Below are 25,165 nucleotides of genomic sequence, written 5' to 3'. Positions count from 1 at the left end.
CTCTTCAGTTTATTTAATCATACAGTATATATGTTCTATTTTCAAGAATTTTTTATTTTTTTAGAGTAAATGAAACAATACCTTAATTTTTTGACCTTACAACCTTTTTCCCTTTCATCATGATTATTTTTATACAATACCAGCAAACTAAATAAACTACCATTACATTAATAATAGACAGAGCAAGATTGCCAATTAAGATTTGAGTAACATTTTCCATTGGATTAAGTAATGTTAATGATAGTGGAAAGTCCTTCCGATCAGGTATGAACGTGCTTGTTTGCTCTATAAATGGAAATGGAAAACCAAATCTTAATGCCTTCAGCTGACTAAAAGTAGTCACTTTAACTGGAAATATGAGTGGAGATAATAAGACTAAGACGAAACTGATGAAAAAAGTAAACAACAAAACCTTTTTATTCATGTAATCCCCCTACGCGCCTGCGATTTCTTTGAAAATTCATGCCTTATATAAACTAGACAACGGAATATTAAATAGACAATCCAAATTATTTGAACTTAATTTTCTAACAATAAATTATCTCATTATATTAGACTTTCCAAACTAGGAAAAAGTTTCAAAAAATTTATTAAAATTACAGAATGTGGGGTAAAGATTAGGAAATACATTCATAAATCATAGTTTTGTTCCATACATTTGTGATAAACGCTAAAAATGTTGTGCATAAAATTTACTTTTATATAGCTTGATTCTTTCCGCAAAACTACAAACAAAGTTGTCTGTGAAAAATATACTGTTAGAAGACTCTTATGAAAAGCCTTTTTGAGGGTATCGCAGTAAAGGATCGCGACTAACATTTTAAAAAAGGAGAATTAAATGATACGCATTTTAATAAAATGTTTCATGTTAGTATTATTAATTGGTTGTTTAATAGGTCTATTTTTCTATCATCCTATTTCGACATATGAAAAGGTAAAAATAATAGAGAAGTATTATGCTTCCAAACCAGGTGAAAAACTCACTGGTAGCAAAACAAAGAAAAAAGTGTCAATACCTACTAAATCTAATAGTGAAACTTGTGCAATGGAATTTGAGAATGGCAAAATATTTGAAATGGATTGCAATACTTTTCTAAACTTCCAAATTGGGGAAAAAGTAAAAATAAGGTATAAGGATGATCATTTAATAGATATACGCAGAAAATAACTACACTAAAGGGTTTTTAAGAAAAGAAAATTTTTTCTTTTGAAACCCTTATAATATTTTCATCGATTTACTCTAAATATTCTCGATCAAGGGTTGGATTCAAATACTGTGCCATACCAGTTTTTAATTTTTTGAAGCCCATTTTTCTATAAAATTCCTCATTACCCGTTGTAGATATTAAATGGATACAAGAGATGTTGTCCAATTTTTTTAATAAATGAGCTATGATTTGTTTTGCAATCCCCTTCCCTTGGTGATCATTATGAACGACAACGTCATAAATGGCAGCATTAAATACCCCATCTGAAAGTGCTCTGCCAAAGCCGACAATTTGTTTTTCCATTTTTATAATGACGACAGCATTGCTTGCTTGAAAAACTGTTTGAATCATTTCCTCCGTATGCTTGTTCCACCCTACGGATTGATATACATGCTTCATTTCTTCCCAATCTACATTTGATAAATCTTCTTGAAAAATAAAATTCATATTGATCTCCTTAATTTTCTGTGAGTGAATTAATTGTCGACTGTTCTGCTTGAAATGCTTTTAGTGTTCCTAATAACAGCAAAGTGAACACAAGTCGGAAAACATATACATCCCTTGCCTGCATGTGTTAGTCCAGATAATTGTAATTAAAATAAGAATACAGTAATGTATGTTCGTTTGAATATAGATATTTCTTTGTATATAATGAGTTTAAAGAAAAATAAAAAAAAGGAACTGTGGCACCGAACCACGGTTCCTTACACAGCCTACCGCAAGTTGAATAGTGGTCCATTCAAAACGTGTAACCTACCCAAACTTTGGCATGCAGGGTGGGTTATTTCTTTTTATTAATAGAAAGAACAACCGATATCACTGTTAATATCAAAGATCCAAACATAATCATTAACGACAACGCCTGGTAAGTCGTAATCAACAGTGATCCCCCCTCTCGAAAAAAGGAAGTAACCACTCCCCCACCCTGCCAACTGTGTTAGCTAGATTATAGCACATTCACCAACAGTTTTCGGAAAATTCTTACAAAAATAATTCATTATACCTACTTGTCTATATATATTAGCCTTCTCCATAAATAAAGCTGAATAAATTTGCTTAAAAACTATTGATTTTGCTGACATTTTTTATGACCATTTACACCCGCATAATAGACTATCATTCCAAATATTATAAAAACAAGACTATTGGAGATACTAAATAATGGGTAAAACTTTAAACCTTTTATTCTTCATATGTGGAGGTGATAGGATGGGAATATTAAATGCATTCTCTAATTGGCGTGCAGAAAGATATGAGAAGCATCGTTCTACAATGGAGTCATTAGGAAAATGCCCTGATTGTAGTGGCAGAGGCTTTATCCCTGCTTTTAGTGCCTATACAGCACCAATAGATTGTCCAGGATGTAATGGGACAGGGCTATATTCCGATTGGTCTCCAGAAATAGAATAATGGACGGTTGAACTAAGGATTGGGTTTTGGCAGTATTGTTAGCTTATACTGTCTTGTCATGGTATTATCTGGTTGCTGCATTTGTAAGGAATCGTTAAGATCTTATCAAATAGCTGGGCCATAGCAGCTTTCATTGGGATAGTGTTAACAAAAATATAAATTAAGAGGTAATGGCATCCCCATTATCTCTTTTTCTATTTTTTATGGTAAAATATATCTATTGCGAAAAGTGAAAAAACTTATGATTGGGATGGATGCGATGAATAGAGTTGTGACAAAAACAGATATAACTAATATAAGCAGACGCAAATTTTTAAAACTAGGAGGATCACTTTTAGTTGCATCTTTTGTCTCTGCTCCTCTCTATTCGTTTTTTTTCGAACGTTTTTGGCTGGATATTAATAAAATTCAGCTTTCCTTTCCACAACTTCCTCCCTCTTTTTCAGGAACAAGGATTGTTCATTTCAGTGATTTGCATTTAGGCACATTTTTTGATATTGATCATCTCCAAAAAATCGTGAATCATATTAATAGGTTAAAACCTGATTTAATTTGTTTTACTGGTGATTTAGTAGAGGACAGTACAGATATATTAGAAAAGGCGATTCCAATATTACAGCAATTGCACGCACCATTAGGAAAGATTTCTATATTTGGCAATCACGACTACAGGGTTAGTAAACAACAGGATGTTGCGGACGGTTTAAAACAAAGCGGATTTGTGTTTTTGCAAAATGATCATAGATCTATTAACCTAATGGGTGAAAAAATATACGTGGCAGGTACTGACGATATGTTTGGCGGCGGATCCGATATTCCAAAGGCAGTTCAAGGAATTCCGGAAAATCAATTTACCATTTTATTAGCACATGAGCCTGATTTAGCTGATGTAGCCTCACAATACCCGATTCATCTGCAATTATCCGGTCATAGTCATGGCGGACAAATTCGTGTTCCTTTTATTGGGGCGTTATTTACACCAGAAGGAGCTAAAAAATATATTGAGGGGTTAATAACTTTCAAGGATTCTGATATCAAACTATACGTTAATAGGGGGATAGGGACGACATACCTCCCTTTTCGGTTTGATTGTCGTCCGGAGATTTCAGTGATTACCTTGACTCAATAAAAATTGTAATAATCAAAACTACAATATAAAAACATTAGCATTCTTCATTAATAAACTGTTTGAGTTTCTCTATTTTTGCAAAAAAAATTTATAGTCGTCCAATTCCACTATATATATACTTACAATACTTCCTAACCTACTGACAATATCATATGAATATTTACTTTAGCTTTCGATATAAAGGGAAATAATTGTTATCGACGTCCTGTAATTTACTATTCGAGACCATTTGGGATAATTTATTATAAATATTATTATTAAATATATTTTTTCCAATATAATAATTAAAGTTAAAATTATTCGAATAAGAAGTTTTAAATTTAAATAGACTATCGTTTTCTTTGTATCCTCCTCCTAAATGTAATGCTTTCACTCCGAAAGATTTGGATAGCTCCACCATATAATCGAATAGAAGGTTATTAGGTCTTAGATATAAATAATCTGTTTTTGAAGCACCTAAGTGATAATGAGCAAAATCTTTTCCGATTATTAACAATACACCACCTATAATTTGTTCTTGATACTTTGCTAGTAGAAGATACGGTTTGCTTAATAAGGTATCTTTCAATTGATTATAAAAATATGTTTTATCAAAGTAATAAAAACTTAAAGCATTATTACGATCCATTGTCTCAAAATATATATTCTTAAAAGCTTCAATGTCCTCTTTATTTTCTGATACTTGAACGTATACTCCATCACTTATTGCTTTCCGTATATTTCTTCTATTATTAGATGTATATTTTTTTCTGATTTCATCTAATGAAAGAGTTAAGTCCACTGCTGTTGTTTTTCGAATATAGTCTACATTCATAACATCCTTTATGTATTCAAAATTATTTAGTAAAGGATGTAATCTAACGGTTTCAGTAATAATGTTATTGTTGTAACAATAAGTATTAAAGTGGAAATAAAACTGTTGAATAACACTTTGTTTTCCTTCTAATACAGGACCGCCATAACCATATGGCGTTATGATGTCAAAATACCCATCCATTATTTCTACCTTTCTTTTAATATAAGGATAAAATACTTTTCCATATTCGTTTTCATAGTAACAAGCTTCCGGTATTCCTTTTTCTACTTCAGCAAATAAATTTACATATTCCTGTGAATAATAAATATCTAAATTTGAAAATTTTTCAATATAGTTACTCCAATTGTCTTTTTTATGTAAGAGAATTAATTCACATCCAACTAAATCGGTTTTGGGCTTTTCCAAAATTCTATCCCTCCGCTTTTTGAAATAAAAAAGGCATCATGAATCGTTATTACCAACGAATTGATGCCACACACATTTTATAAAAATTAACATAATTTATTCGCTTTTTTATCATCGTAATAGTCAAAATCAGCAATATTGAAGTTCACCATCTTTGTAAAATAATCAATTACTAAGTCATCAATATTTTCGTCAAATTTTCTTGCAAAATATTGATGCGAATCCCTTATTACATTTATATGTTCCATTCTCAAAGTAATAGGATTGTTTCTTGTTTTTAACGAATCACCAAACTTAATAAATGCTAAATTATTATCGACTACCTCTTTTTTATACGTTGAATTCATTATTAGTGTTTGGAAAAAAAACTGGTCAGGAACTAAACTATCTTTAAACGCTTCATAAAACCATTTGTTCTGGTCTAAAAATCCTAAAATATATTGGCAAACGTTGAAAGGAATGCAAAACCAGTTAGATCCTTCATAAATGGAATAGTGTGCAGGCAAAGTATTTGGATTAGGTAATATATTTAAACCAAATCCGTATATACAGGCAACTGTTCTCCTAAATAATCTCCATGGATGAAATGGGTTAATATATAAACGTCTTGCCCGTTTTGGCCAACGAATATTAATAAAAGATGCTTGTGGTTTTTTTCTATCAACAAAATAAGCATCCATAAATATCTTATTTTTATTATTCAATAAAAACTCTTTGAAACCATTTTTCACTAATAAATCTTGCCCACTTCTAAAACAAATGAAATCATAGTTCTTTCCAGATGCTATTACTTCATTAAGTAATAGTATTGTTGCATCTACCTGTGAGATATCACCCCATGTTACATCTATACATTCTTTTAAAATTATTACTCTTGGATTTTTAAGAATCATAGTATGTAGTTGTTCATAATTTTTTTTGTCAATATGAACATACACGTCTGCGTGATCATTTGAGAGAATTTGTTTAATAAATTTGTTTGCTTGATTTCCGTTTTTGTGTATCTGTAAAATAAATGCTGTACGTGGAATAAAATGCATTACAACATCCCCTTAAAAATTCGTTATTTCTAAAGTGAAAATCATTAAAATAGATCTATACATCATTTAGAGTAATTATCGGATTAATTGTATTTGAAAAATTCGTTTTTCATACCAACTCGTATTCTTTTAACATTCTTTTTATATCCTGGTTAGAATTAAACATCATTACATCAATAATAGATAAATTAGGTACAAAATTATGATCAAATTGCTTGTATATGTAATGCTTTGTTTGATGGAAACTTAATTTTATTCCTTGTTCATTAAATTCTTCTTTACTGTATAGTTCTAGTCCACCTATTGGATTTATATAGGTATCTTGGAGCAAAGCTTTACAAATAGCTATTACCTTATCTGATTTTGTCAGCGAATGATTGATATTTACATTAGAAGATATAATAATAGGAGTAGTAATGTCTAAATAATCGCAGATCACTTTAATAGAGTGTTCGATAAATTTAAAAAGGTTTTCCTCTTCATACAAGAAACATTTTTCAATTATCGGAAAAGCATTGTTAAAAAACGGAGCCTTTCTGTAACTGCTTTTTAATCGATTCAATATTTTATTTCGTTCCAAATAAAAAGAATCGAATATTAATCTATCTCGTACATGTAAATAATCCGAATCTTTTTTAATAGGCAATGTAAATAATGCGTCATTGTTATTTACTAAATATCTATTTCGCCTAATCCAACTATTCTTTGTAAATTGAATATTATCATATAAAACAAATTGATCAACGGAGTCCATTAATTGCCAATAACCTATATAAGGTAAGAAATATGGCTGCATAATAGCAATACTCATTTCTAAATTCCAACTTTCTCAATGTTATTTTCACATTTCTCCATTTATAAAACCTTGGTTAACAATTTCGAACCCCATTTTCTCCACAAATTCAACAGCTGGGCGAACAAACATATCTAAGTTATTATCGAATTCAAATTGAGTAAAAACAATAAACCACGTAAATATAAGAGTATAGATGAAAAACAACTTTTCTATAGGTTCAAGGTGACTACTTAAATCGTCAAATAAATAGTTTGTCTCTATGTAATGGAATGTTTTTTTTAGTTGCCCTAGAAATCCGGCTATATCCATCCATGAAGGCCCTATCATCATATTTCCCCAATCAATGATAAATAACTTTCCACTCTGATTATCTACTAACATGTTTGTTTCATTAAAATCGCCATGTTGTAAAGAATAATGAACCTCTGTGTCCAATAGATCATACATTTGCATATCAATAATTACTTTTTCAAGTCTTTTCATATATTTATATGATTCTATTGAATACTTCATTTCTTTCATTCTTTTAAAAACCAAATAAAAAAGCTTTTGATTAGTAGATTTCTTATGGATTGATACAAAAGAATGTAAAACACTAATAGGATGGTTAGGATAGTTATCGTAAACTAATCGGATATCTTTATCGAAAACTGGTTTCATAATATTTTTTAATTGATAAAATTTATTGGAAGATATTATTTGATTTGCTTTTACTATTTTTTTAATCATATTTTCATTCAGTATTGGTTCAGTTCCTTCAATCTTTTCCATCGTAATTAAAGACAGTTTTTCATTATTCAATTCCGTAAAATGGAAAAATTCCGGTGTGATTTCCCTTAAATTCGGATATTGTCTATATATTTTAGAATAAAAAATTTTTTCTTTTTCCAAACCTGTTATCGTTGATATTTTTGTTAAATGATTGTGTGTTTCACCATTTACAAGTATGGTATGTTCTATACAACCTAAATTTTGTTCTCCACCCATGTATAAATAATTTGATTTCAGACAAGTTGCATTTTCATCATTTTCATGAAGAATTTCCAAAACTTTAACAGGTTCAATTAATATTGTTAATCCTTTTTGTAATATATTAGTAGCTATCTCATCATGACCTAATTTTTTATAACATCTAGCTACGCCCTGATAGTAACCAATTTTCTTAGGTAAAATTCGGATTAATTTCTCCCCTATAATAATTGCTTTATCCCACTGTTTTTGGGCCATAAGTTTTACAAAATTCCTGTTTTGTTTCCAAATGATGATTTTATAAAATAAAGCAATCAAGCCTTCTTGGGTTATGATCTCATAAGTTTTTCTAAGAATAGCCATAAAGAATTCCTCACAGTTAATAATTAAATTTTTTATTTCTATCAAGTTATTTGCTTATTAACCTTTTTTTCGTAGATGGATATTTTTTCAAAATTGGTATTATCACTTTCAAAATTTCGTCTAACTCTTTGACTCTCGTCAACTTACATAAACCAATATATACTATACATCCAAATACAATCTGCAAAACTAATTTAATCAAATCAATATTGGGTAAGAATAATCCCATTACATATACAGCAATACCCATTACCATTGTAATTATGTACACCAAGATCACGTCTTTTATCTGTTCAATTGATGAATACTCAATTTCTTTGCCAGAAAAATAACTGTTTATCCAGAATGCAATATAGGAATCTATAATTGCAACTCCAACTAAAGCAATCACACCTAGTTTGAGCAAAACTGCAATAAACAGAAAAACTGTCAAGTTAATTTTTTTAACGATACTTATTAATAAATATAAATTCGATTTCCCTTTTACTTGCAAAATGTTCAAATTAATTGCGTGTAAAGGATATAACATCCCTGCAAAACATAGAAGACGAAAATAAATGACCATATGCATCCATTTCTCTCCGAATATAAGACTTATAAGAGGTTCTGCAACAGCTGCTAACCCAATCATAATCGGAAAGTGTATAAAAGTAGACATTCTAATAATTTTCTTAAAGCCATATTTTAACCTTTCTCCTTCATTCTGAATGCTACTTAACACTGGATATGTAACACTTTGCAATGCAGTGGTGATTGATGATGAAGCAACATCATTTAGTTTTGAGGCATTCGAAAAATATCCGAGCTGGGTAGCCAAATACACTCTTCCAATTAAAATATAATAGATGTTCGAATAAATAGTTGAAAATAAACCAGCAATCATTATTTTCACACCAAATCCGAACAATCTTTTAAAAGATTCATATTTAAACACTAGTGAAGGTCTCCAACCATTTAGAAACCAAAAAAGTCCGGATTGAATGCATTGCATAGATAACATTTTAATTACAAGGCTCCAAACACCGAACCCCATTAGAGCAAAGACTATAGCGGAAACACCAGAAAAGACTCCAGCAATAATATTAATTTTTGTTTGCAATTTAAAGTTTATTTTCTTTATTATTTGTGCTCTTTGAATTATTCCTATAGGAGAAATAATCAATCCTAGTGAAAGTATTCTTAAAATTAATTTCAATTGAGGCTCATGGAAAAAGGAACTAATATCTGGAGCTAAAACGTACAAAACTCCATATATCCCCACTGACACGATCATGTTAAAATAAAAAACAGTGGAATAATCGGCTTGACTCGGATTTTGTTCCCGAATCAACGCTTGACTAATCCCACTATCAACAAGAGAGTTTGAAATTGCTAAAAACACTAATATCATACCAATAATACCGAAATGCTCCGGCAATAATAATCGTGCCAATATGATTTGGATAATAAATTGAATTCCTTGGTTTGCAATTAAATCTCCAAAGCTCCAGAATAAACCTTTAATAGTCTTTTTCTTTAAAGAGCTTTCACTTGGCATATCCGGTATAGTAGTCAAGATCATTCTCCTTTTTTAACTTATTTAAATAAAATAATATTGTTTTTTCTATACCCTTTTCAAAAACATATTCCGTTCGAAACCCTAATTGTTCACTCAATCTAGTATCGTCAATTGCATATCTGAAATCATGCCCTGGCCTATCATTCACGAATTCTATCAATTGACAATAACTTGTATATCCCTTTTTATTTCTCGGAATTGGTTGTAGCTTATCAAGAATTTCACAAATAATTAATGCAATGTCTTTATTCTTTTTTTCATTATGAGCGCCAATAAGATATGTTTCTCCAGGATTTCCTTCAAAGAATACCTTTTCAACAGCACGACAATGGTCTAGAACATATAGCCAATCCCGAACGTTCTGTCCTGTTCCATATATCGGAATAGTTTCGAGAGCTAGTGCTTTTCGTATAATGGTTGGTATAAATTTTTCCTCGTGTTGTTTTGGCCCATAATTATTGGAACAATTGGTCGTAATGACATTCATACCATATGTTTGGTAATAACTACGAACTAACATATCGGATGAGGCTTTACTTGCAGAATAAGGACTATTGGGTAAATATGGCGACTTTTCTGTAAAGTAACCATCTAATCCTAAACTGCCATATACTTCATCCGTAGAGATATGATGAAACCTTGCATTAAGAAAGCCTTGCTTATAAGAACGAACTCCATCCATCCAAAATTTACGCGCAGCTTCCAGTAAAATTAAGGTACCTATTATATTAGTCTCTACAAAAGAAATAGGGTTATATATTGAATTATCTACATGTGACTCTGCAGCAAAATGAATGACTCCGTTAAATTGATATCTTTCGAATAGTTCCTCCACTTGTGTTTTATTACAAATGTCTCCTTTAACAAAAGTATGGCGTGGATCATTCATTACTTCTTGTAGATTTTCAAGATTTCCTGCATAAGTTAATTTATCCAAATTTACAATCTGAATTTGCTCATGACGACTTAATAAGTATGAAATAAAATTAGATCCGATGAACCCTGCGCCGCCCGTTATAAGTAAGTTCATTTATTTTCTCCCCATTTATTAATTTCGTTATTTTTTCTATATCATCTATTTTCAATTCACTAAAGAGCGGTAAACATAAAATCCTTTTTGAGATATCTTCTGATATTGGACATTCTTCTTTACTATTCAGATAAGGTAAATTATTTAAAGAAGGATAAAAATATCTTCTTGTTTCAATTTCATTTTTTTCTAAAAGTCTTTTAATATGTAAAAGCTCCTTTTCCGTTTCTAAAATTACTGGATAATAAGCATAGTTATACTGAATATCATCTGAAATATGGGGCTTGTCGAATTTACTATTTAGAAGAATGTTATACATTTCCGAAATTCTTTTCCTTTTAATCATAATTTCATCAATATATTTTAAATTGCATAATCCCATTGCTGCATGGAACTCAGAGTTTTTTGCATTAATTCCAATTTTAATATAGTCTTCACCCTGAAACCCAAAACTTCTTAATAATTCTATTGTATGGTCATGTTCTGTACCTGTATTATTGATTATGGCTCCGCCTTCAACAGTATGAAATAACTTAGTAGCATGAAAACTAAGAGTAGCAATATCGCCATACTGTAATACAGATTTGCCTTTGTAGCGAACTCCAAATGCATGGGCAGCATCATAGATAATTTTAAGATTATACTTTCTTGCTATTTTTTCAATATTCTCAACATCACATGGTATTCCGTAGACATGAGTTGCTAAAATAGCTTCTGTTTTATTCGTTATGGCTTCTTCTATTTTATTTGGATCGATACAAAGTGTTTTAGGGTCAATATCCACAAAAATTGGCTTGCAGTTCTCCCATAAAATGGACGTTGTAGTTGCAGCAAATGAAAAAGGTGTAGTAATGATCTCATTTTGTACATGAAGTGTTTTAATGGCCAATTGAAGCGCTAAGGTTCCATTTCCTACATAATATAAAGATGGAACATTTAAATATCCTTTAAGCTTAGTCTCTAAATGTTTCACATAAGAACCGTTATTCGTTAACCATTTTGTATTCCAAAGCTCAGAAATTAATTCATCGTACTCAGATTTTGGAGGAAGAAACGGTTGTGTAACTGGTATCATCATGAGCCCTCCCCTGTACTAAGTCATATAAATATTCACCATATTCATTTTTGTATTGCATGGCTCTTGCTAATACCTCATCAACAGAAATCCAATTATTCCGATAGCTAATTTCTTCTAAACAAGCTATTTTATAGCCTTGTCGTTTTTCAATCGTTTCTACAAATTGGCCAGCAGCCAGGAAACTTTCAAATGTACCAGTATCAAGCCAGGCAAATCCGCGGCCAAGAAGCCCTACTTTTAATTTTTTTCTGTTTAAATACTCTTTATTAATATCTGTTATTTCAAGTTCTCCTCTAAGAGAAGGTTTTACACTTTTAGCGATATTCACCACATTGTTATCATAAAAGTATAATCCAGTTACTGCATAATTAGATTTAGGGTGGGATGGTTTTTCTTCAATTGATATAGCGTTATACTCCTGATCAAATTCCACCACACCAAAGCGTTGCGGGTCTTTAACCTGATACCCAAAAACCAAAGCACCATCCTTTAATGTTGCGGCTTTTTTCAATACAGGGGTAAAGCCTTGCCCATAAAAGAGATTATCTCCTAAGACGAGACAAACAGTGTCATTACTGATAAATTCTTTTCCAATAATAAAGGCATCCGCTAAACCACGTGGATGTTTTTGTTCTGCATATTTTATTTCAATTCCCCAATTTGAACCATCTCCTAATAAATTCTTAAAAAGGGGTACGTCTCTCGGTGTAGAAATAATTAATATTTCTCTTATTCCTGCAAGCATTAAAACGGATAATGGATAAAATATCATTGGTTTATCAAAAATCGGCAAAAGTTGTTTTGAAACAGCATGTGTAATTGGATAAAGCCTTGTACCTTGCCCACCTGCTAAAATAATTCCCTTCAACATTACCACCCACCTAATTATTCAGTATGAAATATAGTTATGATTGATTTTTCTTCAGATCAAAAACTGCAACTAGCTTGTCATTTTCAATTTCTTGTTCAAAATCAATATTAAATTTTTTTACTAAACCTAATGATTTAAAATTATGCTTATTAATATGAAACTTAATCAATTCCATTCCAATTTCATTTGAAAATTCAATTGCAAATTCTGATAACATATATGCTATTTTTTTTCTTTGATATGAAGGAAGAATACCGATCGCATTTATAAATGAAATTTTATTAATAAAATCATTAGCATATATAGAGAGTAGGCCAAAATCACGATGATTATCTGCCAAAATAAAGTTATATGCTTTATTCACTAATTTCTTAGAATAAGATTGTATTTCATCTTCGTTTTTTTGTGGTGTTAAAAAAATGGAGTCCATTTTTTTAAAAATATTCTCTAGTCTTGTTAAATCTTCATCGCTCTTTTTTAAGAAGTTAAATTCAATACCTCTTTCCTTTAATATAGTTTGGTATTTTTGAAAAGCAGTAGCATTCATTTGCATAAAATAATACTCCTATCATTTAATTTGTTTTTTAATAATAAAAAAACGATTTCTGGGTATTTTAAATGACGTTCTTATATTAAGGTTTCTTTTTATTTGCACCATTTTTAAATATAATTTTGGAAAATACACTCTCGTATAAAGTTTAACTTTTTCTTTTCTACTCAATTTTTTATAAAATAATCTATACTTATTTTTTTTAATTTCTTTTACTTGATTTCTGAATAATAGAATATCAAATTCCTTCTTTGTCTTTGTTTTTGCTATCACATATGCAAATGTATAATTTGTATATTTATTGAATTCATTCAATAAGGAAATATCATCTTTTCTTACTTGAATAGCTTTTTCATTAGCATTTCTACCTGAGATTATTTGACTCGTCCACGAACCTTCAACACCAGTTCGATATGCAGCCATACATTCATCGATATAATAAGCATATCCTTGACTTGCAAGCCACATTTGTATTGGATAGTCCCCAACATGTGCTTTCAAATAAAACTCTGGTTGATTTTTTGCTAATTTTTTTGGAAAAAAAAGCGATGGAGTTGGACAAAATTCCCCTCCACCGTAAATAATATCCTCCGTTAAACTGACTCCACTTTTATAATATGGACGTAGCAATCTATTAATATCATTTCCATTTTCCTTGACAATTTTGGCAGCATGAAAACACATACTGCATTGTGGGTGACTTTCCATATAATCTACTTGTTTTTGTAGTTTATACGGATCAATCCAAAAATCATCCCCTTCACAAATTGCAATGTATTTACCTCTTGAATTTTCAAAAATTCTTTCCTCATTTTTTCGCCAACCTACATTTTTATCCGAAGTTATAAGTTTGATCATATTTGGAAAATCCGCTAAATATTTCTCAATTATTTGCCTTGTCTTATCAGTACTACAATCTTCCCCTATTAGGATTTCATACGCAAAATTTGTTTTTTGCATTAAAAACCCTTCTATTGCATCGCTAATATATTTTTCATGATTATATGTTAAACAATTAATACTTACCAAAATATCCATAAATGTTTTGATCACCTCTACAAAGAAAATAACCTTTTTAACTCATATTGTTTCTGGTTTGTATTATGCTATGCTGTTGATTTTTTGATTTTCTTTTTAGGAAATCATATACTACATAAACTATTAATGAAATCCAAATGGGATATCTTACAATTTCCACAAAATACCCTCTAATCCACCAAATTATATCGGGGAAAATGATTAAATAGATGGAAAGTAATATATATTTTTTTTGAATGATTGCGTGCTTAATTTTAATGGAAAATAGTGAAATGAATATTCCAATAAATAAAGCAAAAGGAATTCCCATTTGCCGAAAACTAAAGTAAAGTTCTCCAATATATGAACCGCCTATAAAGGTCTGAAATGATAACGGAAAATTCGACACATATATTGCATTGTTATAAATGTTATCGAAAATACCGCCAATATTAGGAAATATAGTCAGCAAAGATAGTAAGTAATTAGTACCATATTGAATATGATCATTCCCTGAAAAAGATAGAAATGAATAATAGACCGTTACTAATGTCCCTCCAAATTCATTTAGTACTAATATAATAGGTGATGATTGAAAACTATCTATAAAAGCATTGCATAAATCAACAAAACTTGGTGAATTTTCTTGCCTAAACACGGTTAAAGTATTCAAAATGACAATCAAAAAGTAGACTATACAAGCATAAGGAATTATTGTCTTTATTTTTATTTTATTGATAATATTAGTATAAAGATAAAGAAATACAATAATTTCCACAACCGATTGTCCTCTGTTTCCAGAGAGCATTATGATAAATTGATAGCATACAATGAAAAGAAATATTGAAGTTGCAATCTTAGGTTTATTTTTATTACCAATTATCATCAGAAATATACCAACTTTAAACAATCGTGCTAGTATAACAAGCGGCCCATTTTGTTCTAGCGAGTAGGTTGCGACATAACCAGAACTAAAAAATAAAATAATCTTACCTACATCAATATACAATGTCGGTACGACCCCTATTATTATTAAAATGATTCCTAAACGCCTTATTAGATTCAGATAATCAGGATCATCTTTAATATTACTATTTAGCAAGAGTTCATTATTTTTTTTGAAAATCAAAGTTAAAAAAATACCAAACGCCACAAATGATTGCACACAAAAAGAAAATATTACGGAAGCGTTAGCCGCTGCATTCTCAGATTGGCTCAACATATCAAAAGTTAATTTATTATTTAAATGCAATCCAAAAATTATTATATTACCGAAATGAAAAACCCAAGAAAAAAATAAAAACAATACAGGAAGCGAGAAAATATTTTCTCCAAACTTATTGATCGCAAATACATTAACAACCAATTGCACAATAGACAAAATAGAGAAAAATGTAATCCAATTATTACCGTGAACTAAATATGCCATTACCATTAATATGATATTGACAATAATAAAGACAGTTAACAAAAATAATTGAAATAGATTGTTTATTTGGTAACCTAATTGATTATTATTAATAGTATTCATTAATTTTATCGTTTCTCCTTAATGAAATTGTATTTCCCTCCATTGGTGAATTTTCTTGAGAAAAATTTAAAGATTACAATATTGTTGTAATTTCCGCTAAATAATTTTCAAAAGTAAATTTTTGTAGTTTACTCTTTTCTAAAGGATCCTCGGTGAATTTAAAATTATCAATGTTCATTAGAAATTGTTCCATCCCATATATAATTCCGACTATATTATTCGGAACAATTATTCCTTTTTGGTAATCTTCTAGTAGTTCATCCATTCCACCACAATCTGTTGCAATAATCGGCACTCCAAGTACCCTTGCTTCGATTACAGTCGAGCTTAACCCTTCAGTACGTGAGGAACATATATAACAATCCGCTATTTTTAAGTATTTATACGGGTTACTACGATATCCCAAAAGGGAAATATTTTTTTGCAGGTCTAATTCTTTAATGATTCGGTAAATATTTTCGTGTTCTTTACCTTCACCTATAATCATTAATTTTATATTTGGATACTTTTGATAAACTCGATAAAATGCTTCAATTAATCTGTCAAAACCTTTCACTTTATCTAATCGGCCGATTGCGCAAAATAAAGTTTCAGTCCCTTTTTTATAATCGAATAATACTTCTTCTGATTTTTTTCTTATATATTGAAAATCAAAAGGATTAAAGATAGTCAATCCTTTACTTTCGTCAATATTGAATTTTTCCATAAAGCTTCTTCGTGTATTTCTTGAGACAAATAGCAACCTATCGAAATTGTTATAACTTACGTACTCTTGTGTAAAGTCTTTATATCGCTTAGATGGCCAAGCCATATTGCTTGCATCTGCGTGAATAACGGAAATTGTTTTTGTCTTTGTTTCTTTACAGCCGCTTATAATTTTCGCTGGAATTCCTTCTAAAGCGGCTACTTCTACATCATATGTTTCAGTAATAAATAGCTTGTGCAAAAATACTGGACTTACCTTATAAAGCAATTTGAAAAATAATCTATCTTCTTTATATTTTCCGCTAAAAATATGCCGATATTTTATATTCTTATTTAATAGATGGGCATCTTTTGAGCAATCCGTAATGGTCATTACTGTAATTTCATATATCGACGGATCCAAATGATTTACGATATCAATCATGACTTTTTCTGCTCCACCACCAACAAGTTGGTAAATCATAAATAATAATTTTTTTCGCATTATTATTCCACTAATCTCCTAAAAGAATATTAATTTTGATAAATCTCTATATACTTTTGTACACAGTTCCTTTTATCATATCGTTTGGCTCTTTCAGTACATTCTCTTTCAGAAATTTTGGTCTTTCTTATTTCTTTGATCGCATTATATAATTTATCGATATTCCCCTTTTCTACTACAATTCCACAATTACTATCAATACTTTCGACACTACCTCCAGTATTAAAAGTAATAACTGGTGTACCAGATGCTAAAGCTTCTAAATTAGTAGTCGGAAAATTATCTACTAATGTAGGATTTACATATACATCAGATGAGGAGTACATTTCCGCTAATTCCAAAGTATTGTTTGTTTTTGCTATTCCAATAACATTAGGTGGTAACATTTTTATTTGATTATTGGTTAATCCTACTAAAAAAATAACTTCATCATGATGAAGTTGTTTTGCTAATTCAATAAAAAATTTTAATCCTTTACTTTCACTCCATATATTAGCTACTCCCAAAATAATGAATTTTTCTCTTAAATTATACTTTGTTCGAAAATCACTTTTTATTGGTTTAAAAATGTCTAAATCTATTCCATTATTAATTACTTTAATTGGATACTCCGATAAAAACGATTGTTTTATTAAGTTTGAAAGCCATTGAGATGGAGATACAATGATCAAATTTTTAAGACCGGTAAAAAGCTTTTGTTTTTCATGAAAGTTTCTATGTGATTGGTCCATTAGAAAACTTGCTGGATATCCAGTTTTTTGGGGACATGAATGACAGCCGGTTTTCCATTTTTCACAATTTACATTTTCAAAATGGGAACAGTGACCTGTAAATGCCCAACAATCATGGAGGGTCCAAATAATTTTTGTATCCGATGATTTTAGGAAATCAAATAGAAGTTTAATATTTATGTAATATCCATGTAGGTTATGCAGATGTATTACATCTGGTTTAAGGTCTTTAATTTTTTCAATAAACTGTATTGTTGATTTACGTGATTCAAATCCATGACTATCAAATATTCTGCTTTTCAAAACATGGAAATAGTTATCTATTTTGGTTCCTATTTTAATTGCATTCTTATAGCTTATAGAATCCCTTCCATAAGCAATAAAACTTTCATATCCTTGAGTTTTTAACTCTGTGTCTAAATCAGTTGCAATTCTACCTGTGCTGCCAACCCCACAAACAGAATTAATCTGTAGAACACGCATATATATTACTTCCTCCAAACCGCTTTATTAATGATTTTTGTATAACTTTGAATAATTCGCACAACCTTGATCGAAACGTTTTCGTCCATGTAATCATTAGCAATCAATGTCTTTGCTTCCCTTTCCATCATTGTCCGACTCAACTCAACTGCCTGTATTATTTCTTCTTCATTTATTCCACCAATTATTACAGATCCCTTATCTAGGACTTCCGGTCTTTCAGTCGATGTTCTAATTAAAATTCCCGGAAAACCTAAAATAGACGATTCTTCTGAAAGTGTGCCACTGTCAGAAAGAACAGCAAAAGCGTTCAATTGCAGTTGATTATAATCAAAAAAACCAAATGGTCTTAGCCTACGAACTAGAGGATGAAAAGAAAATCCCCTTTCTTCAATCTTGTTCCAACTTCGCGGGTGTGTCGAATATATAACAGGATATTGATATTTTTCTGCTATATGGTTAATAGCACCCATAAGCGATAAGAAGTTTTCTTCATTATCTATATTTTCTTCACGGTGAGCTGATATCAGAAAATATTTTCCTTTCTCAAGATTTAAGTTTTGAAGGACTGTGCTGCTATGTATACGGTCCATATTCTTACTTAATACTTCCGTCATAGGTGAGCCAGTTACAAAAATATGTTCCTTTTGTACACCCTCTGATAATAAATAACGTCGACTATGCTCTGTATAGGGGAGATTAACATCAGATACATGATCGACGATTTTCCTATTTATTTCTTCTGGCACATTTTGATCAAAGCAACGATTTCCCGCTTCCATATGAAAAATAGGTATTTTTAAGCGCTTGGCTGCAATCGTACTTAAACAACTATTTGTATCTCCTAAAACTAAAAGCGCATCTGGCTGAATTTGTTTTAGAATTTTGTATGAAGCAGATATGATATTCCCCATTGTTTCTCCAAGATCATCCCCGACCACTTCTAAAAAATGATCTGGACGCCTTACTCCCAATTCTTCAAAAAAAACTTCATTTAACGAATAATCCCAATTTTGACACGTATGAACTAAAATATGTTGAAAATACCGATCACATGCTTTTATCACTTCTGATAATCTAATAATTTCCGGCCTAGTCCCGACAATTGTCATTACCTTTAATTTTTCCACTATATCTATACCTCCATGAAATAAGTATCCGGTTTATCGGGATTAAAGATTTCACTAGCCCAAAATAATGTGATTACATCTTCATTTCCGATATTTTCTATGGAGTGCGTATAACCAGAGGGAATGTCAACTACCTCAGGTTGTTCGCCATTTACTTTATATTCGATTACAACATCAGAATCTATCTTTCTAAATTTGATAACAGCTTCACCCTGTATAACAAGGAATTTTTCAACCTTCGTATGGTGCCAGTGATTGCCTCTTTTAATTCCAGGCATTGTTTTTGAAATAAAAATTTGACCGTTTGTTTTTGTCTTCATAAATTCAGTCAGCCATCCTCGCTGATCCGAATTTTTCTTCAATTTATAGGAAAAATTATCCTCATGTAAATAGGATAGAAAAGTACAGTACAATGATCTGTCAATTTCCTTTTCTAAAGAAGGCATAATTAATGACTCTCTATTATTCTTGAAAGAATAAAGCTTTTCTGCTAACTCTCCTAAAGTAAGCTTATTTATTGCTGGAACTACGCAGAATTTCCCAACTCGAGTCTCATTTCCAGCTATTGCCTTTATGAATTCCGAAATAACATCATCAATATAGGTTAATGATAGTTCTTTATTGGAATCATGGATTTGAATTTCTTTATTTCTTGCAATGTTATAACAAAATGTCGCAACGACACTGTTATAATTTGGTTTACTCCATTTCCCAAAAATATTTGGCAATCTGTAAATGAGAGCTTTTGCACCAGTTTCACTACTATATGAAATCAATAATTCCTCACATGCTTTCTTGCTCCTACCATAACCATTATCCTGTTCTGCTTGAATAGAAGAAGTAAAAAGTACCGATGATGCATTATGATGCTTTTTTAAAAGATTTAGTAATGTTAATGTTAAACCAACATTATCATCCATAAATTCTTTTTCCTCTTTAGGTCTATTAACTCCAGCTAAATGAAAAACAAAATCACAATCTTTTGTATAAGTGTCTAAAATTGCCGGATCTGTATCTCTATTAAACAAATAGATGTTTTTATAACCTTTATTTCTTAATTCAGCAATTAGATTTTTTCCAATAAATCCATTCGCGCCAGTTACAAGTATATTCATTGATTATCTACCTTTCTATAATCATAGATCCTATTCCTCTAAAGATAGTTTTTACTCATTCTTCGGACACTTAATGTGTCTCCATTTTTTCCTTTACATTTTGAAGTTCTTTTTGAACAAATTCTAGTTCCAGCAGCTTCTCTTTAATTTGTTCAATAGTTAAAATTTGTGTATTATGCGAATTATACTCTTCTTCTACTGATAAGTTATTGTCACCTACCGTAAAATACTTTTCATAATTTAGATCTCTATTATCAGCAGGTATTCTAAAAAATTTGTCTAAATCTTCAGCAACGAAATATTCCTCACGCGTAAGAAGCGTTTCATATACTTTTTCTCCATGTCGGGTTCCGATAATTTTAATCTCGTTATCGGCATTAAATAATTCTTTTAACGCTTGTGCTAAATCTCCTATTAAACAAGCTGGAGCTTTCTGAACCATAATATCTCCCGATTCAGCATGTTGAAATGCAAAAATGACTAGTTCCACTGCCTCATTTAGGCTCATTAGGAATCTAGTCATATTCGGATCTGTAATGGTTAATGGATAACCATTCTTTATTTGATTAATAAATAATGGAATTACGGAGCCGCGTGAAGCCATTACATTACCATATCTAGTTCCACAGATAAGAGTTTTCTCCGGAGAAACTGATTTCGATTTAGCTACTAATACTTTCTCCATCATGGCTTTTGAAATCCCCATCGCATTAATGGGGTATGCAGCTTTATCAGTTGATAGGCATATCACTTTTTTTATTCCATATTCTATTGAAGCAGTAAGAACATTATCGGTACCTAAAATATTCGTTTTAACCGCTTCAAGTGGAAAAAACTCACATGATGGTACTTGTTTTAACGCAGCGGCATGGAATACATAATCTACACCATGTAGAGCGTTTTTTACACTGGCTATATCTCTAACATCTCCTAAATAAAACTTAAGCTTTTCATTTTTGTATTTTTTTCTCATATCATCCTGTTTTTTTTCATCACGAGAAAATATTCGAATTTCCTTTATATCTGTATCTAAAAATCTTTCCATTACTGCGTTTCCAAATGAACCAGTTCCTCCAGTAATAAGTAAAGATTTTTCTTTAAACATATTTACACCTCTTTCCTCAATTATCATTTTCTTGAAGGTATTTCGTAAGAATGTTTACATTTTTTTGAATATCATAGTGTTTCTCTAGATATTCCCTTCCGTAAAACCCCATTTTTATTCTAGATTCTTTATCCATTGATAAACTTCTCGCATGTTTAATAAATGAGTCAATATCCGTACTTTCGGACCATAATCCACACTTGGATTCTTCTAATATTTCCTTTAAATCCGTATTTTTATCTGTTGCAGCAATTATCGGAATAGAATACTCCATATAGGCAGTCAATCTCGATGGGAAGTTGGGTATTGTAAATCGGTGATCCAAAAAGATTAACCCCACATCCGCCATTTCAAGTAATTGGTCATATTTATCTTTTGGTAAATTATTTAATAAACTAACATTATTAGGTTTATACGTTATTAAATGATTTTTGATTGTATCAAATTCAGTTCCTGATCCAACGATCAATAGATGACTATTTTTAACTTTGTGGAAATTATCGATTACTTTTAGCAAAAAGCTTATCCCTTGTGGTTTACCTAAATTTCCTCCATACACGAATAAGGTTGAATTGCTTGGAATGTTATATTTTGCAGAAATCTTCTTTTCTTGTCTAGTTCTGTCTATTCTTTCAATAGGTTTTATAGAATTCGGAAATAACTCCACCTTATTGTCATCAATTTGAGCATTATGCTTTAATATGTAATCAATATTGCCTTTTGACATACATCCAATCTTATCTGATACTTTATATAATTTTTTTTCTTTTTTTCTAAAATATTTCCATAAAAGACTATCTTTCTTTATCAAATTGATATCTACCGCATTTTGTGGAAATATATCTTTTAACATTAAATATGTCTTACATTGATAATTTTTTTTTAAGTTCTTTACCACTCTTTCAAAAGTTATTGGCGGGGTAGAATAGATAATTAGGTCGAATCGAATATCGGCTATATATTTTTTTATAGCCTTTAAAAAATAGCCTTCGATCGTTAATGTTGATATACCTTTTTCCATAAAATTGGTTTTCGTAATGTTTCCCGTCTTCACTTTCAATAGTTTTATATTTTCTGTTGAGTTTAATTCTGTTGGTAACTTGGTTCGCTTTTCTCTTGGGAAAACAACATAAACATTTATTTTTCTATTCGAAAGTTCTCTAACTAGATCTGTATAAATTCCTCTTTCATATACATTTTCCATATTTGATAAGGTTAAAAATAAAACGTTCAAGAACAACCACCCGCTTGGACACAAGATAAAATAGATTTATATTTTTATACCAAATGTATTTTTTAAAAAAACCTTAGGATTTTTTTTCTTATTTGTTCGGGCTTCTCAATTTGGGGATATTGGTCGTTAAATATTAATTCTGCATTCTCTTTAAAATAAAATGTGTAATCAATTCCATACAGTTTTGTAATGGAATCATATGCCTCTTGAAGTGTAAAACTTCTTGCTCGTATGTTATGTGCATCCGTTGCTATGAAATGTGCCAAATGATGCTCAATTATCTTCTCCGAAATGCTCTTTATTTTTTTTCCGAAATGGCCAATTACACTACCGGATGTAAGTTGTGTCAATGCACCTTCTGACACTAATTCATATAGTAAATTCTGATTCTCTATTATTTCTCTATTTCTTTCAGGATGAACGATAATAGGAGTAATCCCTTTTAATTTTAATTCATATACTAATTCCTGTGTGTAAGACGGAAGTTCCATCGTTGGAAGTTCCAATAATAAGTATTTTCCTTTATCGTCAAGTGTCAGGACTTCATTCTTCTCTATGGAATATAATAGATCTCGATGAATCCTTATTTCCTGACCCGAATGAATGGTTAGCGGTATTTTTTCTATTTGCAAATGTTGATTGCATTCTACTACTTTCTTTAGAATTACAGCTTTTGGGTTCTCATATCTTCCATTTAAATGGTGAGGAGTTGCAAAAACCCGGGTTATTCCATTATTTACAGCTTTTTTCGCCATCCCAATAAATCCTGAATAATGTGGGGGACCGTCATCTATATATGGTATAATATGACAATGTAAATCGATCATAAAATAATAATAAACCCCTTTTCATAGATGAACTCAATGTCCATCATTTATATTGCTTATAATATTCAGCTGGTTTCGTTTCAACACCATTTACCACCACTCCTAACAAATGAGACTTCGCTTTTAACAATAAATCTTTTACATGAATTGCTCGGTCTTTGCGAGTTTTTCCACTAGCAATCACTAAAACGACACCGTCACATTTATTTGCTAAAATTTGTGCATCAGAAACTGCAAGGACAGGCGGGGAATCAAAAACAATATAGTCATAATTTTCGTAAAGTTTAGCTAATACTATTTCCATTGCTTCAGAATTTAATAGTTCCGAAGGATTAGGGGGGACTGGTCCAGCTGTTAAAATTTCTAGATTTGGGATATAAGACTTTATAATTGTATCGTTCAAATCTGTTTTTCTAGTTAAAACACTCGTTAACCCATCCATATTGCTGACATTAAATGCATAATGAACGGAGGATTTTCTAAGATCAGCATCAACGATCACTACCCTCTTTCCTTGTTGGGAAAGGACAATTGCTAAATTGGCTGCCGTTGTTGACTTTCCATCTGCCGGTTCAGGTGATGTCACAAGAATTGTTTTGATTTCTTTATCCACAGATGAGAAATGTATATTTGTTCTAATTAGGCGATATTGTTCCGTAATTGGTGATTTTGGAAAACTATGGGCAATTAATTTTATAGCATTTTTTCTTTTATTTTTCCTCTTACGTTTCAAGAGATTCAGCTCCCATTGATTGTATTCTAGCTCCTTTTTTTCCCTTTAATTTTGAATTATTTGGAATGGTTCCTAAAACCGGAAGTCCTATTAGTTCTATTACATCATTCCCATCCTTCAAAGTATTGTCTAGGTATTCTAGTAGAAATGCCAAACCAATTCCTGCTAGTAATCCTAGTACAAATCCTATAGCAATATTTAAAGATGGAGTTGGCTTTACGGGAGTTGGATTCTTACTAAGTACTGCTTTTGCAAGAATACTTACGTTATCAACGTTCATAATTCCCTTTATATCTTTTTGGAACGTTTCTGTAACAGCATTAGCTATTTCAACCGCCATACCTGGATTTATATCCCTAACGGTTAAAGAAAATATCTGTGAATTCTCTTGGCTGTCAATTGAAATATTGCTATTAAGTTGATCCACACTTTGCTTTAAATGAAGATTGTCTATTACCTTTTCCAGTATTATCGGACTTTTAATAATTTCTCTATATGTGTTTATCAATGTGACATTGCTTTGCATCTGAGCAATATCAATACCATTAGCTGAATTTTTCTGATTCACCAGTATTTGCGTTGATGCTTGATAAATAGGTGTTAATAAAAAAAAGGAAATCGAACCGCTAATTAATACCGAAAGGATTGTCAAAGCAAAAATTAATTTCCATCGTTTCCTAAGGTAATTTAAAATATCTATTAAACTTATTGAATTTGCCATAAATTCCTCCCGTAAATAACTTGCAATATTTTTAATATTATTTTTGATATAGGCTCTTTTCTTATACTTTGTATAAAATCCAAAAGCCGATTTTAACCTGTTGCTATTAAATATGAGTAAAAATC

At 30.7% G+C, this 25,165-nt stretch carries 26 protein-coding genes; 3 read left to right on the top strand and 23 right to left on the bottom strand.

Features of this window, described 5'->3' with window-relative positions:
- Positions 1–82: 82 nt before the first annotated feature.
- Positions 83–424: a hypothetical protein gene (locus AC3WJF_RS19820; RefSeq protein ID WP_492455310.1), complete on the bottom strand. Its 342-nt coding sequence runs from the start codon at positions 422–424 to the stop codon at positions 83–85.
- A gap of 414 nt (positions 425–838) precedes the next feature.
- On the opposite strand from AC3WJF_RS19820, the gene AC3WJF_RS19815 reads away from it, so the two are divergent.
- On the top strand, positions 839–1,168 hold the full coding sequence (locus AC3WJF_RS19815) for a hypothetical protein (RefSeq protein ID WP_492455308.1): 330 nt from the start codon (positions 839–841) through the stop codon (positions 1,166–1,168).
- Positions 1,169–1,235: 67 nt separating this feature from the next.
- On the opposite strand, the gene AC3WJF_RS19810 is transcribed toward AC3WJF_RS19815, so the two are convergent.
- Together AC3WJF_RS19810 and AC3WJF_RS19805 are read right to left on the bottom strand one after the other, a co-directional pair.
- The gene (locus AC3WJF_RS19810) at positions 1,236–1,655 is read right to left on the bottom strand and encodes a GNAT family N-acetyltransferase (protein WP_492455306.1); all 420 of its coding nucleotides are present in this window, start codon (positions 1,653–1,655) and stop codon (positions 1,236–1,238) included.
- 334 nt (positions 1,656–1,989) lie between these two features.
- Positions 1,990–2,088: a putative holin-like toxin gene (locus AC3WJF_RS19805; protein WP_492455304.1), complete on the bottom strand. Its 99-nt coding sequence runs from the start codon at positions 2,086–2,088 to the stop codon at positions 1,990–1,992.
- 329 nt (positions 2,089–2,417) lie between these two features.
- Here AC3WJF_RS19805 and AC3WJF_RS19800 point away from each other — a divergent pair, with 329 nt between their 5' ends.
- On the top strand, positions 2,418–2,618 hold the full coding sequence (locus AC3WJF_RS19800) for a methionine aminopeptidase (RefSeq protein ID WP_492455302.1): 201 nt from the start codon (positions 2,418–2,420) through the stop codon (positions 2,616–2,618).
- Between the two features lie 259 nt (positions 2,619–2,877).
- Positions 2,878–3,747, top strand: coding sequence for a metallophosphoesterase (locus tag AC3WJF_RS19795; protein WP_492455300.1), 870 nt, complete (start codon positions 2,878–2,880; stop codon positions 3,745–3,747).
- A gap of 160 nt (positions 3,748–3,907) precedes the next feature.
- Here the strand turns inward: AC3WJF_RS19795 and AC3WJF_RS19790 are convergent, their stop codons facing one another.
- From AC3WJF_RS19790 to AC3WJF_RS19695, 20 genes are all read right to left on the bottom strand, one after another.
- Complete coding sequence (locus AC3WJF_RS19790) at positions 3,908–4,969, bottom strand: GNAT family N-acetyltransferase (protein ID WP_492455298.1); 1,062 nt, start codon at positions 4,967–4,969, stop codon at positions 3,908–3,910.
- Between the two features lie 86 nt (positions 4,970–5,055).
- The gene (locus AC3WJF_RS19785; RefSeq protein ID WP_492455297.1) at positions 5,056–6,009 is read right to left on the bottom strand and encodes a beta-1,6-N-acetylglucosaminyltransferase; all 954 of its coding nucleotides are present in this window, start codon (positions 6,007–6,009) and stop codon (positions 5,056–5,058) included.
- 109 nt (positions 6,010–6,118) lie between these two features.
- A complete protein-coding gene (locus AC3WJF_RS19780) occupies positions 6,119–6,820 on the bottom strand; it encodes a WbqC family protein (RefSeq protein WP_492455295.1) in 702 nt (233 codons plus the stop codon).
- Between the two features lie 30 nt (positions 6,821–6,850).
- Positions 6,851–8,137, bottom strand: a complete 1,287-nt coding sequence (locus AC3WJF_RS19775) for a phosphotransferase (RefSeq protein WP_492455293.1) — start codon at positions 8,135–8,137, stop codon at positions 6,851–6,853.
- Positions 8,138–8,183: 46 nt separating this feature from the next.
- Positions 8,184–9,692, bottom strand: coding sequence for a lipopolysaccharide biosynthesis protein (locus AC3WJF_RS19770; RefSeq protein ID WP_492455291.1), 1,509 nt, complete (start codon positions 9,690–9,692; stop codon positions 8,184–8,186).
- A complete protein-coding gene (gene rfbB / locus AC3WJF_RS19765) occupies positions 9,664–10,725 on the bottom strand; it encodes a dTDP-glucose 4,6-dehydratase (RefSeq protein ID WP_492455289.1) in 1,062 nt (353 codons plus the stop codon). The genes AC3WJF_RS19770 and rfbB overlap by 29 nt, the downstream gene beginning before the upstream one ends.
- Complete coding sequence (locus tag AC3WJF_RS19760; protein ID WP_492455287.1) at positions 10,682–11,803, bottom strand: DegT/DnrJ/EryC1/StrS family aminotransferase; 1,122 nt, start codon at positions 11,801–11,803, stop codon at positions 10,682–10,684. Before AC3WJF_RS19760 ends, rfbB begins: the two co-directional genes overlap by 44 nt.
- On the bottom strand, positions 11,760–12,671 hold the full coding sequence (gene rfbA / locus AC3WJF_RS19755; protein WP_492455312.1) for a glucose-1-phosphate thymidylyltransferase RfbA: 912 nt from the start codon (positions 12,669–12,671) through the stop codon (positions 11,760–11,762). The genes AC3WJF_RS19760 and rfbA overlap by 44 nt, the downstream gene beginning before the upstream one ends.
- A 37-nt stretch (positions 12,672–12,708) precedes the next feature.
- Entirely contained in the window at positions 12,709–13,227 is a 519-nt protein-coding gene (locus AC3WJF_RS19750; RefSeq protein ID WP_492455286.1) for a GNAT family N-acetyltransferase, read from the bottom strand.
- Positions 13,228–13,242: 15 nt separating this feature from the next.
- Positions 13,243–14,184 carry a glycosyltransferase gene (locus AC3WJF_RS19745; protein WP_492455284.1) on the bottom strand — a complete coding sequence of 314 codons (942 nt, stop codon included), beginning with the start codon at positions 14,182–14,184 and terminating at the stop codon, positions 13,243–13,245.
- Positions 14,185–14,299: 115 nt separating this feature from the next.
- Positions 14,300–15,772: an O-antigen polysaccharide polymerase Wzy gene (gene wzy, locus AC3WJF_RS19740; RefSeq protein WP_492455282.1), complete on the bottom strand. Its 1,473-nt coding sequence runs from the start codon at positions 15,770–15,772 to the stop codon at positions 14,300–14,302.
- 73 nt (positions 15,773–15,845) lie between these two features.
- Positions 15,846–16,961 (bottom strand): glycosyltransferase, encoded by a 1,116-nt coding sequence (locus tag AC3WJF_RS19735; protein ID WP_492455280.1) that lies wholly within the window; start codon positions 16,959–16,961, stop codon positions 15,846–15,848.
- Between the two features lie 29 nt (positions 16,962–16,990).
- The gene (locus tag AC3WJF_RS19730) at positions 16,991–18,193 is read right to left on the bottom strand and encodes a glycosyltransferase (protein WP_492455278.1); all 1,203 of its coding nucleotides are present in this window, start codon (positions 18,191–18,193) and stop codon (positions 16,991–16,993) included.
- Complete coding sequence (gene wecB / locus AC3WJF_RS19725; protein ID WP_492455276.1) at positions 18,181–19,305, bottom strand: non-hydrolyzing UDP-N-acetylglucosamine 2-epimerase; 1,125 nt, start codon at positions 19,303–19,305, stop codon at positions 18,181–18,183. The genes AC3WJF_RS19730 and wecB overlap by 13 nt, the downstream gene beginning before the upstream one ends.
- 5 nt (positions 19,306–19,310) lie before the next feature.
- Positions 19,311–20,420 carry a polysaccharide biosynthesis C-terminal domain-containing protein gene (locus AC3WJF_RS19720; protein ID WP_492455275.1) on the bottom strand — a complete coding sequence of 370 codons (1,110 nt, stop codon included), beginning with the start codon at positions 20,418–20,420 and terminating at the stop codon, positions 19,311–19,313.
- A 70-nt stretch (positions 20,421–20,490) separates the two neighbouring features.
- Positions 20,491–21,525, bottom strand: coding sequence for a polysaccharide biosynthesis protein (locus AC3WJF_RS19715; protein ID WP_492455273.1), 1,035 nt, complete (start codon positions 21,523–21,525; stop codon positions 20,491–20,493).
- A gap of 16 nt (positions 21,526–21,541) precedes the next feature.
- Positions 21,542–22,759: a glycosyltransferase family 4 protein gene (locus tag AC3WJF_RS19710; protein ID WP_492455271.1), complete on the bottom strand. Its 1,218-nt coding sequence runs from the start codon at positions 22,757–22,759 to the stop codon at positions 21,542–21,544.
- 62 nt (positions 22,760–22,821) lie between these two features.
- The gene (locus AC3WJF_RS19705) at positions 22,822–23,586 is read right to left on the bottom strand and encodes a tyrosine-protein phosphatase (protein WP_492455269.1); all 765 of its coding nucleotides are present in this window, start codon (positions 23,584–23,586) and stop codon (positions 22,822–22,824) included.
- A 43-nt stretch (positions 23,587–23,629) separates the two neighbouring features.
- Positions 23,630–24,319 carry a CpsD/CapB family tyrosine-protein kinase gene (locus tag AC3WJF_RS19700; RefSeq protein ID WP_492455267.1) on the bottom strand — a complete coding sequence of 230 codons (690 nt, stop codon included), beginning with the start codon at positions 24,317–24,319 and terminating at the stop codon, positions 23,630–23,632.
- Positions 24,309–25,040: a YveK family protein gene (locus AC3WJF_RS19695; RefSeq protein ID WP_492455265.1), complete on the bottom strand. Its 732-nt coding sequence runs from the start codon at positions 25,038–25,040 to the stop codon at positions 24,309–24,311. Before AC3WJF_RS19695 ends, AC3WJF_RS19700 begins: the two co-directional genes overlap by 11 nt.
- Positions 25,041–25,165 lie beyond the last annotated feature (125 nt).

The sequence above is a fragment of the Heyndrickxia sp. FW510-T9 genome, assembly GCF_058781025.1.
Note: the sequence above shows the minus strand (reverse complement) of the source record. Positions and strands in the feature narration are given on the sequence as shown.